Source organism: Streptomyces fulvoviolaceus, assembly GCF_000718165.1.
In the GTDB taxonomy this organism is placed as follows: Bacteria; Actinomycetota; Actinomycetes; order Streptomycetales; family Streptomycetaceae; genus Streptomyces; species Streptomyces fulvoviolaceus.
Genome location: NZ_JOEY01000113.1, coordinates 1 through 11,754 on the forward strand (window position 1 = coordinate 1; position 11,754 = coordinate 11,754).

11 protein-coding genes and 1 pseudogene are annotated in these 11,754 nt (G+C 71.1%); 7 read left to right on the top strand and 5 right to left on the bottom strand.

Annotated features, from left to right (window positions below; all coding sequences use genetic code 11):
* Window positions 1-194: 194 nt before the first annotated feature.
* From IG08_RS0152410 to IG08_RS0152420, 3 genes are all read right to left on the bottom strand, one after another.
* Window positions 195-977, bottom strand: a complete 783-nt coding sequence (locus IG08_RS0152410) for a serine protease (protein WP_030621768.1) — start codon at window positions 975-977, stop codon at window positions 195-197.
* Window positions 978-1,145: 168 nt separating this feature from the next.
* Window positions 1,146-1,826: a response regulator gene (locus IG08_RS0152415; RefSeq protein ID WP_234343235.1), complete on the bottom strand. Its 681-nt coding sequence runs from the start codon at window positions 1,824-1,826 to the stop codon at window positions 1,146-1,148.
* Entirely contained in the window at window positions 1,823-2,971 is a 1,149-nt protein-coding gene (locus IG08_RS0152420) for a sensor histidine kinase (RefSeq protein ID WP_234343236.1), read from the bottom strand. The genes IG08_RS0152415 and IG08_RS0152420 overlap by 4 nt, the downstream gene beginning before the upstream one ends.
* Window positions 2,972-3,093: 122 nt before the next feature.
* Between IG08_RS0152420 and IG08_RS0152425 the strand changes: the two genes are divergently transcribed.
* From IG08_RS0152425 to IG08_RS0152435, 3 genes are read left to right on the top strand one after another with little or no spacing between them, the layout of a single operon-like run.
* A complete protein-coding gene (locus IG08_RS0152425) occupies window positions 3,094-4,032 on the top strand; it encodes an ABC transporter ATP-binding protein (RefSeq protein ID WP_030621772.1) in 939 nt (312 codons plus the stop codon).
* The gene (locus IG08_RS0152430; RefSeq protein ID WP_030621773.1) at window positions 4,029-5,570 is read left to right on the top strand and encodes a DUF1349 domain-containing protein; all 1,542 of its coding nucleotides are present in this window, start codon (window positions 4,029-4,031) and stop codon (window positions 5,568-5,570) included. Before IG08_RS0152425 ends, IG08_RS0152430 begins: the two co-directional genes overlap by 4 nt.
* A complete protein-coding gene (locus tag IG08_RS0152435) occupies window positions 5,567-6,334 on the top strand; it encodes an ABC transporter permease (protein ID WP_030621775.1) in 768 nt (255 codons plus the stop codon). The genes IG08_RS0152430 and IG08_RS0152435 overlap by 4 nt, the downstream gene beginning before the upstream one ends.
* A gap of 117 nt (window positions 6,335-6,451) precedes the next feature.
* Here the strand turns inward: IG08_RS0152435 and IG08_RS0152440 are convergent, their stop codons facing one another.
* Window positions 6,452-6,928 carry an iron chaperone gene (locus IG08_RS0152440; RefSeq protein WP_030621777.1) on the bottom strand — a complete coding sequence of 159 codons (477 nt, stop codon included), beginning with the start codon at window positions 6,926-6,928 and terminating at the stop codon, window positions 6,452-6,454.
* A gap of 169 nt (window positions 6,929-7,097) precedes the next feature.
* Between IG08_RS0152440 and IG08_RS0152445 the strand changes: the two genes are divergently transcribed.
* Both IG08_RS0152445 and IG08_RS0152450 read left to right on the top strand, forming a co-directional pair.
* A complete protein-coding gene (locus tag IG08_RS0152445) occupies window positions 7,098-7,790 on the top strand; it encodes a DUF899 family protein (RefSeq protein ID WP_030621779.1) in 693 nt (230 codons plus the stop codon).
* Window positions 7,791-7,827: 37 nt separating this feature from the next.
* Window positions 7,828-8,379 (top strand): YdeI/OmpD-associated family protein, encoded by a 552-nt coding sequence (locus tag IG08_RS0152450; protein WP_030621782.1) that lies wholly within the window; start codon window positions 7,828-7,830, stop codon window positions 8,377-8,379.
* A 36-nt stretch (window positions 8,380-8,415) separates the two neighbouring features.
* On the opposite strand, the gene IG08_RS0152455 is transcribed toward IG08_RS0152450, so the two are convergent.
* Window positions 8,416-8,970: a YceI family protein gene (locus IG08_RS0152455; protein ID WP_030621784.1), complete on the bottom strand. Its 555-nt coding sequence runs from the start codon at window positions 8,968-8,970 to the stop codon at window positions 8,416-8,418.
* A gap of 134 nt (window positions 8,971-9,104) precedes the next feature.
* Here IG08_RS0152455 and IG08_RS0152460 point away from each other — a divergent pair, with 134 nt between their 5' ends.
* Together IG08_RS0152460 and IG08_RS59815 are read left to right on the top strand one after the other, a co-directional pair.
* The gene (locus tag IG08_RS0152460) at window positions 9,105-11,435 is read left to right on the top strand and encodes a polysaccharide lyase 8 family protein (RefSeq protein WP_030621786.1); all 2,331 of its coding nucleotides are present in this window, start codon (window positions 9,105-9,107) and stop codon (window positions 11,433-11,435) included.
* A gap of 154 nt (window positions 11,436-11,589) precedes the next feature.
* Window positions 11,590-11,754, top strand: a pseudogene (locus tag IG08_RS59815) (methylmalonyl-CoA carboxyltransferase); the annotation flags it as partial.

Genomic DNA, 11,754 nt, shown 5'->3' on the forward strand with positions numbered 1-11,754 from the left:
CGGCCGAGGCTGGACTTTCCCGGCTGGGGCTTGATCTTTTCAGCCCGTCCGGCGTTTGAGGACGAGGCCCCTTCAGGGCCGACAGCGGGGGTCTGGGGGGCGCAGCCCCCAGGGACGGGAATGGGAAGGGGCGGCGGGGGCGAAAAAACACGGGCCCGGCGCGACACGGCGCCGGACCCGCAGAAGAACGTAAGTCAGAGCGACGCCGCCGCCGAAGCGATCGCGGAGGCGAACGTCGACACCTCGGTGTACACACCGGGCGCGTTCGCCCGCGCGCACCCTATGCCCCAGCTGACGATCCCGACCTGAATCCACGCGTTGTTCGCGTCCCGACGGAACATCGGCCCCCCGGAGTCCCCCTGACAGGTGTCGACCCCACCGGCCGTGTACCCGGCACAGATCTCCTCGCTCGCGATGAGCCCGCTGTACCCGCTGTAGGACCGGCACGTGGCGTCACTCACGAACGGCACGGTCGCCTTGAGCAGATACCGCTGCTGGGAGCCACCCTCGGTGGCGGCCCCCCACCCGGCGATCGTGAAGGTACCGGTGTTGTACTGCGTGGTCGTGGCGATGTTCAGCGTCGGCAGGTTGATGGGCGAGGCGAGCTTGATGAGCGCCCAGTCCTTGCCGTCGCCGTTGTACCCGGGGGCCCGGTAGACGTACGTCGACCTGACCTGGACCCGCCCGGAGGTGGACTGCAGGTCCGCCACACCCGCGGTGGCGGTGATGCTGGTGTTCGCACCGGTCCCGCTCACACAGTGCGCGGCGGTGAGGACGATCTGCTGGGTGTAGAGCGCCCCGCCGCAGCCCATCGAGAGCCGGACCATGAACGGGAACTCGCCCTGTGCGGCGCGGGTGCCGCCGACGACGGGCGCGGGGGCGGCCTGGGCGGCCGAGACGGGCTGGAGGCTGGCGATCGCGAGGGCGGCGGCGCCGACGGCCGCGCATCTCTTGAGGGCGGTGAGGAGCTTCTTCAACGTGATGCCTTCCGTGGGGGGTGGCTATGACGAGCTCATGCCAATAGCGCGACAGCGGGCATCCAAGAACTGCCCAAGTTCTGACATGGGCCGGTCAAATCTGTTGAGGGATTATGAGAATCCTGTGAACCCGCGCACAAGGGGTGCGTTTCGGCCACACCCGTCCCGCTACGACAGCCGCGGCACGACCAGCCCCGTCTCGTACGCCATGACGACGGCCTGCGTGCGGTCGCGCAGCCCCAGCTTGGACAGGATGCGGCTCACATGCGTCTTGACCGTCTCCTCGCCGACGCTCAGCCGCTCGGCGAGCTCCGGGTTGGACAGGCCCTCGGCGAGCAGCCGCAGGACGTCGGTCTCGCGGGGAGTGAGCGCCGAAAGGGCGCCCTGCGCGGGGGCCTTGGGCCGGATCCGGGCGAACTCGGCGATCAGCCGCCGGGTGATCGCGGGTGCGAGCAGGGCCTCGCCGGCGGCGACGACCCGTACCGCGTCGAAGAGCCGCTCGGCGGTCACGTCCTTCAGCAGGAACCCGCTGGCCCCGGCGGCCAGGGCGTCGTAGACGTGCTCGTCGAGGTCGAAGGTGGTCAGCACGAGCACCCGCGGCGCGTCCGGCCCCTGCAGCCGCGCGGTCGCCTCGATCCCGTCCATGACCGGCATCCGTACGTCCATCAGGACCACGTCGGGCACCTGCTCCCGGCACACCCGCACCGCCTCGGTGCCGTCGCGGGCGGTGCCGACGACCGTGAAGTCGGCCTGGGTGGCGAGGAGTCCGGCGTACCCGGCGCGGACCACCTCGTGGTCGTCGGCGACGACGATGCGGATGCTTTCACCCGCCCTCAAGCTCGCGCTCACGTCAGGGCCTCCGACTTGACCGGGAGCAGCGCCTCGACCAGGAAGCCGCCACCGGGTGCGGGACCGGTGTGCAGCGTGCCGCCGACCATCGCCGCGCGCTCGCGCATCCCGAGCAGCCCGTGCCCGGGGGAGTCGGACGACGCGGGCCCGGGCCCGTTGTCGCGCACCCGCACTGCCAACTCCTCGATCCCGTACCGGAGTTCCACGTCCACGGCGGCCCCGGGCGCATGTCGGCGCGCGTTGGTCAGCGCCTCCTGGACGATCCGGTACGCGGTGACCTCGATGCCAGGGTCCAGCGCGCCGACCGGCCCGCTGACGATCAGCCGGGTACGCGAACCGGCCGCGTCCCGCGACTCGTCGAGCAGCTCCAGGAGCTGGCCGAGGCCGGGCTGGGGGCGCCGCTCAACACGGGTGTCCGTGCCGTTCGCGTCCTCGCGCAGCACACCGAGCAGTCGCCGCATCTCCGTCAGGGCGGTGCGCGCGGTGTCGCCGATGGCGAGGAAACGGGTGGCCCCTTCGGCGGGCAGGCCGGCGGTGGTCAGCCGTGCGGTCTCCGCCTGTACGGCGATCATCGAGATGTGGTGGGCGACGACATCGTGCAACTCCCGTGCGATACGGGCACGTTCACCCCGGGCGGCATGTTCGAGGAGCGTGTCCGCGAACGCCCGCTCGGTCGCGCTGTGGGCGAGGACGGTGTGGCGCACGTGATGCGTGACGCCGGTCGCGGCGGCGGCCGAGGCGAGCGTGGCGACGAGGACGGCGACGACGCGGGTGACCTCGTGGTCACTGGCCAGCGCGGTCACGACGTAGGGCACGACGAGCACCCCGCCGAGCCCCGCCCAGCCGCCCCGCCCGAGCACGTACACGCAGGTCAGCTGCGCGACGACCCCTGCCGCGGTGGGCGCCCGGAACGACACGAGCGCGAGCACGCAGGCGGCGCTCAGCCCGACGGCGGCCACACCCCGGGCGACCCGCTCGGCCCTCAGCACGAAGCCGAGCGGCAAGGTCGTGGCGAGAGCGAGCAGCAGTACGGCGGCGAGACCGCTGCGCGGGCCGGTGTGCGGACCGCTGTCGCGGATCAGGATCTCGCCGACGGAGAGCCCGGCGAGCACGACGGGCAGCACCCGCACCCACTTCGTCACCACCAGAGCCCCCCTCCGCACCGACCTGCCCATTGTGCCGACACCCTGCCCGGCGAGCGTCCCCCACGCGAGGGACCTCCCCGGCGTGACGACGTGACGGGCCGCCGCCCCTAGCCTCCGTTGGCATGAGCGACGCAACCATCGAAGTCCGCAACCTGCGCAAGCGGTTCGGCCGGACCCTCGCGGTCGACGGCCTGTCCTTCACGGTCGAACCCGGCACGGTCACCGGCTTCGTCGGTCCGAACGGCGCGGGCAAGTCCACGACCCTGCGGACGATCCTCGGCCTGGACGCCCCCGACGAGGGCGAGGCCCTGGTCGGCGGCCGCCCGTACCGAGCCCTGCGCACCCCGCTCCTGGAGGTCGGCGCGCTCCTCGACGCCGCCGCCCTGCACCCGAGCCGCCGCGGCCGCGACCACCTGCGCTGGCTCGCCCACTCGCACGGCCTGCCCGCACACCGCGTCGACGACGTCCTGGAACAGGTCGGCATGGAACAGGCGGCCCGCCGCAGGGCGGGCGGCTACTCCCTCGGCATGCGCCAACGCCTCGGCATAGCGGCGGCCCTGCTCGGCGATCCCCCGGTCCTCATCCTCGACGAGCCGGTCAACGGCCTCGACCCCGAGGGCATCCAGTGGATCCGTACGTTCCTGCGCCGCCTCGCCGCCGAGGGCCGCGCGATCCTCGTCTCCAGCCACCTGATGAGCGAACTGGAGGACACCGCCGACCACTTGGTGGTCATCGGAAGGGGCCGGCTCATCGCCGACCGGGCCGTCTCCGACCTGCTCGCCGCGGCCTCCGGCGACCGCGTCGCCCTGCGCACCGAGGCCCGTACGGAAGCGATGCAGCTGCTGGCCCGCGAGGGGGCCACGGTCGCGGTCACCGGCCCCGACACCCTCACCGTCACCGGCCTGACCGCACGGCGGACGGTCGAGCTGCTGACCGAGGGCCACGTCCCCTTCGCCGAAGTGGGCGCCCACCGCGCGACCTTGGAGGAGGCGTACATGGAACTCACCCGGGACGCAGTCGAGTTCGCGGCGGCAGCGGCAGACGACGAGGTGACCCGGTGACGACGACATCAACCCCCACCGTCACGCCGTACCGCTCTCAACTCCACCCGGCCCGCGCGGGCTTCCTCCGTCTCCTGCGCGCGGAGTGGACCAAGTTCTGGACGGTCCGCGCCTGGCTGCTCGTCCTCGCGATCGCCGCCGTGGTGACCGTCGTGATCTCCCAGCTCGGCGCGAGCGGCTCCAGCACCAGCGGCAACGTCGAGCCCACCCTCGCCCCCGACGGCACGGTCGTCAGGGACTCCTTCCACTTCACCCACCGCGAGCTGACCGGCGACGGCACCGTCACGGTTCGCGTCACCGCGCTGGAGAGCGCCGACGGCAGGGCGCTGGAGCCATGGGCCAAGGCCGGCCTCATCGTCAAGGAGAGCCTGGAGCCGGGCGCCCCGTACGCGGCGGTGCTGGCCACGCCCGGTCACGGCGTCCGGACGCAGTGGAACTTCACCCACGACACGGCGGGCGGCGCGAGCGACCTCGCCACCGCGCCCACCTGGCTCCGCCTGACCAGGGCCGGCGACCGTGTCACCGCCTACGAGTCGGCCGACGGTCGCACCTGGTCCGAGATCAAGGACGTACGACTGGAAAGCCTGCCGCGTACGGTCCACGTCGGCGCGTTCGTCGCCACCCCCATGCACCAGATCCTGCGCCGTTCCTTCGGTGGCACCAGCGAGACGGCCGGCGGGGGAGTCGTCACCGCGAGCTTCGACCGGCTCGCCCTCCGGGGCACCTCGGCCACCCCCGCGTGGACGAGCGCGGACGTGGGCGGCGGCGTCCCGAACGGTCCCGGGCCCCAGGATGCCGAGCCCGGAGCCACGAAGTTGTCGCCGACCGGCGTCTACACGCTCACCGGGCGCGGCGACATCGCCCCGGACGAGACCCTCGGCGACACCGTCCAGATGAGCTTCCAGGGAGTCTTCGTCGGCATCCTGTTCATGGTCGCGCTGGGCACGCTGTTCGTGACGAGCGAGTACAAACGGGGCCTGATCCGTACGACGTTCACGGCGACCCCGTCCCGGACGAAGGTCCTCGCGGCGAAAACCGTGGTGATCGCGGCCGTGACCTTCGCCGTCGCCCTGCCGGCCACGGCCCTGTCCTTCACCCTCGCGCAGTCCCGCCTGCGGGAGAACGGCTTCAAGCCCCCCGCCTTCCCCGACCTCTCCCTTATGGAGGCCCCGGCGCTGCGCGCGGTCGTCGGCAGCGCGGCCCTGCTCTCCCTGGTCGCGGTCCTGGCCCTGGGCGTGGGTGTCGTGCTGCGCACCAGCGCGGGCGCCATCGCGACGGTGGTGGTCCTGGTGATCCTCCCGCAGATCCTGGCCTTCGCCCTCCCGCTCCCGGCCGCCCAGTGGCTGCTGCGGGTGACCCCGGCGGCGGCGTTCGCGATCCAACAGGGGGCGACGTACTACCCGTTCGTCGACCACAACTGCCTGCCGGAGAGCGGCTGTTACCCCATGACCCCCGTCAGCGGCCTCTCCGTCCTCGCCGCCTACGCCCTCGCGGCCCTGCTCCTGGCCGCCTGGAGCCTACGCAGGAGGGACGCGTGAGGCACCTGCACGCGGAGTGGACCAAACTCCGTACCCTGCCCAGCACTTGGTGGCTGCTCGCGGCGACGGTCGCCCTGACCCTCACCGTGGGCACGGCCGCGGTCTCCTCGGTCACGACCCAGGTCTGCCCGGACCCCGCCGCCTGCCACGAGGACACCGTGAAACTGAGCCTGACCGGCGTCTGGCTCGGCCAGGCGGCCTGTCTGGTCCTCGGTGCCCTCGCGATGGGGGCGGAGTACGGCACGGGCACGATCCGTACGACGCTGACGGCGATGCCGATGCGCTCGCGCGTGCTGGCGGCGAAGGCGACGGCACTGGCGCTGCTGACCGCCGCGGCAAGCGCCGTAGGGATCCTGCTCTCCCTCGGCACGGCCCGCCTGATCCTCCCGACGAACGGCTTCGAGGCCCCGTCCCTCACGGACGGCCCGACCCTTAGGGCCGCGGCGGGCTCGGTGCTGGTCCTGGCGCTGGTGGCCCTGCTGGGCCTGTCCCTGGCGACCTTGTTCCGGGACACGGCAGGCGCGATCACCCTGGGCCTGAGCGCCCTGTACGTCGTCCCGCTCCTGGCGAACATCATCAACTCGCCCACCTGGCAGGACCGCGTGCAGCGCTGGGCCCCGATACCGGCGGCCCTGTCGATCCAGGCGACGAAGAACCTGGACCGCCTGCCGATCGGCCCGTGGCCGGGGCTGGGGGTGCTGGCGGCCTACGCGGCAGGGCTGTTGGCGCTCGGGGGAGTGCTGTTCAGAACACGGGACGCGTGAGCGCCCCAAAGGGGCGCGGGGCTGTATCGATATGCGGCTCCGCCGCGTGGGCGCGACCAGCCACGACGGCGCGGCAGCCGAACGACGACACATCGCGGCACTTCACGCGCGGAGCGCTCAGCCGACCGCCTTCGAGACAAGCGCAGCGATCCGCGCCTCCGCGTCGGCGGTCATCTCCGTCAGCGCGAAGGCGGTCGCCCACATGGCGCCCTCGTCGAGGTTCGCCGGGTCGTTGAAGCCGAGCGTGGCGTATCTCGACTTGAACTTGTGCGCGCTCTGGAAGAAACAGACGACCTTGCCGTTCCTGGCGTACGCGGGCATCCCGTACCAGAGCTTCGGCGCGAGGTCCGGCGCGGAGGCCTTGACGATGGCGTGAATCCGCTCGGCGAGAACCCGGTCCGCCTCCGGCATCTCGGCGATCTTCGCGAGCACCTCAGTCTCCGGGTCCGCCTTGCCCGCCCGCGAGCCACGCCGCGCAGTCGCCTTGAGCTCCAGGGCGCGCTCCTTCATCGCCCCCCGCTCCTCGGCCGTGAACCCGTCGTACTTCTCACCGCTCGCGTCGGCGCTCCTGGCGGACTTCCGTGTGCTCGTCATGGTGTTTTCCTCCCGTTTGCGGCCTTGCTGAAGTCCTTCCCATGCTAGGGATCCGCCGTGGCGACGGCTTCTCCGAAACTGACCGGAACGTCCGCACGGCAGCGAAGGATCTCGGGCCCGCCCTAAACTTGAGGGATCGCACGGGGGACGCCGACCCCAGGAGGACGCGATGTTCCGGTACACCAAACTGGCCGGAGAATCCCAGGAGCACCTGGCCGCACGCGAAGAACTGCGCCTGGCCGAGATCGAGCTCATGCGTCACCAGGAGAAGGTCGCGGCCCAGCGGCGCGCGCTCCCGCAGGGGCCGCCCGTCGACGACTACGTCTTCCTCGAGGGCCCCACCGACCTCGACACCGGTGACGAGCCGGTCCACGAGGTCAGGCTGGGCGAACTCTTCACCGGCCCGCAACGCCCGCTGATCTTCTACCAGTTCATGTACGGCAAGCAGCAGACCGACCCCTGCCCGATGTGCACGATGTGGATCGACGGCTTCAGCGGGATTGCCCACCACGTCACCCGCAACGCGGACTTCGTCATCGCGGCGGCCGCCGACCCGCCCACCCTGCGCCGGCACGCCCGCAACCGGGGCTGGCACGGGCTACGGCTCCTGAGCTGTGGCGACAGCACCTTCAAGTACGACACCGGCAGTGAGGACAAGGGCGGCGAACAGGACTCCACCGTCTCGGTGTTCACGCGCGACGACGACGGCACGGTCCGCCACTTCTACTCCGCGCACCCGCGCATGGCCGGTGACATCGGCGAGCGGGGCATCGACCTGCTGGCCCCCGTCTGGCACCTGCTCGACCTGACCCCGCAGGGGCGGGGGGACTGGTACCCGAGCATCGACTACGGGACGAAGTAGGACGGTTTCCGACCTACTTCCTTCCTACGGTGGTCCCATGACCCCTCTCGCCTTCCAGACGGAAGCCCAGCTGGACAGCTGGCTGACCGATCACCCGTCCCCGCACCCCGGCCTGTGGGTGAAGGTCGCGAAGAAGGGCTCCGGCGTCGTCTCCGTGGACTTCGCCGAGGTCAACGACGTCGCCCTCTGCCACGGCTGGATCACGGGGCAGCGGAAGGCGCTCGACGAGTCGTACTACCTTCAGCGGATCACCCCGCGCCGCCCCGGCAGCCTCTGGTCCATGGTCAACGTGCGGCGGGTCGCGGAACTGGCCGACGAAGGCCGGATGCGCCCCGCCGGCCTCGCCGAGGTGAACGCGGCGCAGGCGGACGGGCGTTGGGAGGCGGCGTACGAGTCGCAGCGGAACGCCACGGTCCCCGACGACCTCAAGACGGCACTGGAGCAGGATCCCCACGCCAGGGCGGTCTTCGAGCAGCTCGGCAGGACGGATCGCTACCAGGTCATGCTCGGCCTCCTCCAGGCCCGGACGCCCCGGCAGCACGCGTCCCAACTGGCCGCGGTCCTCGCCGAGTTGCAGAGGCGCCGGTGAGCCCGGACAGGACTCACCGGCGCCGTCGTCGCAGGCTCACGCGTTCTTGATCGCGGAGATGTCGAAGTGCAGCTTGATCTTGTCGGAGACCAGGACGCCGCCCGTCTCCAGCGCCGCGTTCCAGGTCAGGCCCCACTCGGAGCGCAGGATCTCCGCCTTGCCCTCGAAGCCGACGCGCTCGTTGCCGAAGGGGTCCTTCGCGGCACCGTTGAACTCGAGGTCGATGGTGAGCGGCTTGGTGGTGCCGAGGACCGTCAGGTCGCCGGTGATGCGGTAGTCGTCGCCACCGAGGGCCTCCGCCTTGGCGGAGCGGAAGGTCATCGTGGGGAACTCGTCGATCTTGAAGAAGTCCGCGCTCTTGAGGTGCCCGTCACGGTCGGCGGACCCGGTGTCGATGCTTTCCATCTTGACGTCGATGGAGGCGCTGGACGCGGCCGGGTCGGCGCCGTCGAGGTGCAGCGAGCCACTGAAGTCGAGGAACTTGCCCTTGACGTTGGTGACCATGGCGTGCCGGACGGTGAAGCCGATCGCGGAGTGGGCCGAGTCGATCGTGTAGTCGCCGGTCAGGGCGGTCAGGTCGGGGTTCACCATGACGTGCTCCTTGAGTCGAGGATGTTTAACATTCAACGAGGTCAACGGAAGCGACCGTAGACCTATTCCGTTCAATGTTCAACATCATCCGTAAGTGTTGGCGTGATTACTCCGAGGTGGTAGATGCCCAGGGCATGAACCCACAGCGCAGAGATCCCACGAGACCCACCCGTAGGGCCGTATTGCTCGCGGTGGCGCTCCTGGCCGCAGCCGCCCCCACCGCCCGCGCCGCCGAACCGGACCCCTACGACGCCCTCCGCCTCCGCTGGCTCGACATCGCCCTCGGCACCGGCTACGACCCGACCGCCGAGCCGTACGCCACCCGCCTCGCCGAAACCGGCGAGCTCGCCCGCGCCTTCCGCGCCGCCATGGCCCCCACCCCCACCTCCCTCTGGCCCGGCTACCCGTACGACCCCCCGTCCGGCATCACCCAGAGCTACAGCCGCCTGTGGACCATGACCCAGGCCTACGTCCAACAGGGCACCGGCTCGACGGGCGACGAGACCCTCCTCGCCGACGTCCTGCGCGGCCTCGACCACCTCTCCGCCACGGTCTACAACCCCTCCACCACCCGCTACGGCAACTGGTGGGAATGGCAGATCGGCAGCCCCCGCCTCCTGATGGACATCACGGCCGCCCTGTACGACCACCTCACCGACGCCCAGCGGGCAGCGGCCTGCGCCGCCGTCGACCACTTCATCCCCGACGCGATGCTGACCGACTACTCCGGCACCTCCACCGGCGCCAACCGCGTCGACCTGTGCCGCTCCGTCGCCCTGCGCGGCATCATCGGAAGGGCCCCCGACCGGATCGCCCTCGCCCGTGACGCCCTCTCACCGGTCTTCCCGTACGTCACCCAGGGGGACGGCCTCTACGCCGACGGCTCGTTCGTCCAGCACACCCAGGTCGCCTACTCGGGGACGTACGGCCAGGTCATGCTCGACGGCCTGGGCCGCCTCTTCGCCCTCCTCGCCGGATCCGACTGGGCGGTGACCGACCCGCACCGGCAGATCATCCTGGACAGCGTGGAGCACGCCTACGCGCCCCTGGTCCACGACGGGTTGGTGATGGACAGCGTCAACGGCCGTGCCATAAGCCGCGGTTACCTCAAGAGCGACGACCGGCACGTGATGCGCAGCGACCACTTCCACGGACAGGGGATCATCGCCGCCATGGCGCTGCTGGCGCAGGGCGCGAGCGCCGCGGAACGGGATCGCTGGCACGGCCGTATCAAGGGATGGATCGAACGGGACACCGTCACACCGATCCTGACGGCCCCTCAGTTCGGCGTGGCCGACCTGGCCCGGCTGCAGGCCGTCGCGGACTCGCCGCTTCCAGCTACCCCCGAACCCTCTGAACATCGCCTCTTCGCCGCCATGGACCGGGCCGTCCACCGCCGCCCCGCCTTCACCGCGAACCTGTCGATGGCAAGTGACCGGATCTCGTACTACGAGTGCGGCAACGGCGAGAACCCACGCGGCTGGCACACGGGAGCCGGAATGCTCCACTGGTGGGCCTCAGGCGCTCCCAGTGACCAGTACACGGACTGGTACTGGCCCACCGTCGACTGGTACCGCCTCCCCGGCACCACCGTCTCCACCAAGCCGCTCCCCGACCGGGCGGGCGGCGAGTGGGGCGTCCCCAAACCCGACGTGCGGTGGGTCGGCGGCACGACCGACGGCGAGTACGCGGCGATCGGCCAGCACCTCAAGGGGCTCGAATCCACCCTCCAGGCCCACAAGTCGTGGTTCTGCCTCGACGACGCGGTGGTCTGCCTCGGCGCGGGCATCACCTGCGCCGACGGCGTCCCGGTCGAGACGGTCGTCGACAACCGCAACCTGGGGGAGGGCGGCACCCAGTCCTTCGTACGGGGACACGGCTGGGCACACCTGGAGGGCCACGGCGGCTGGCTGATCCCCCACGGCGATCTCGGCACCCTCCGCGAGGACCGCACCGGCGCCTGGTCCGACATCAACACCACCAGTACGACGGAACAGCGCACCCGCCGCTGGCAGACCCTCTGGCTGGACCACGGCACCGACCCGACGGACGCCACCTACGTCTACGCGCTGATGCCCGGAGCATCCCGCCGAGCGGTCGCCGCACGCTCCGCCGACCGCCACTGGCTGTCGATCCTCGCCAACGACAGCACCCGCCAGGCGGTCCATGTCGGAGCCCTCGGCCTGACGGTTGCCAACTTCTGGCAGTCCGGTACGGCGGGTCCGCTGACCGTCTCCGCCGGCGCGAGTGTGCTGGTCCGCCGCCGGGGCCGTACCGCTACCCTCTGCGTGAGCGAGCCACCCCGTACGGGCGAGTCGCTGGAGATCGTCTGGGACCACCCGGTGCGCGGGGTGGTGAGGGCGGACGACACCGTCGAAGTCACCGCCACGGGCCGCCGACTGCGCCTCCGTGTCACCCCGGGGAGGGCATGTGCCACCCACCGATGTGAGGTGACTCTCAGCTGACCACTTTGTGTGACCCCTACAAGGCCCAGGCCCCCTGAGCAGTCGGAACGGCTGCATGCCGCCCGGGTTCTGTTCGGTGGCACCAGGAAAACGGGCCGGAGACTGTGAGGAGTCGACGGCTCGCTTTCCTTGCCGGGCTTCGTAAGGTCGCTACATGACCGTTTTGGATGAGGCGCCGGGTGAGTCGACGGGTGAGCCGACGGACGCGCGTGGGCGAGTCGCCGAGTTGCACGAGATTCGTGCCCGGGCGCTGGCCGGCCCGAGTGAGAGGGCGACCGAGGCGCAGCATGCCAAGGGCAAGCTGACCGCGCGGGAGCGT

Bases quoted from the DNA above. Each gene is read 5' to 3' on its own strand.
- IG08_RS0152450 (WP_030621782.1), top strand. From the start codon at position 7,828: ATGACCCCTCTCGCCTTCCAGACGGAAGCCCAGCTGGACAGCTGGCTG.
- IG08_RS0152440 (WP_030621777.1), bottom strand. From the start codon at position 6,928: ATGACGAGCACACGGAAGTCCGCCAGGAGCGCCGACGCGAGCGGTGAG.
- IG08_RS0152455 (WP_030621784.1), bottom strand. From the start codon at position 8,970: ATGGTGAACCCCGACCTGACCGCCCTGACCGGCGACTACACGATCGAC.
- IG08_RS0152425 (WP_030621772.1), top strand. From the start codon at position 3,094: ATGAGCGACGCAACCATCGAAGTCCGCAACCTGCGCAAGCGGTTCGGC.
- IG08_RS0152445 (WP_030621779.1), top strand. From the start codon at position 7,098: ATGTTCCGGTACACCAAACTGGCCGGAGAATCCCAGGAGCACCTGGCC.
- IG08_RS0152460 (WP_030621786.1), top strand. From the start codon at position 9,105: ATGAACCCACAGCGCAGAGATCCCACGAGACCCACCCGTAGGGCCGTA.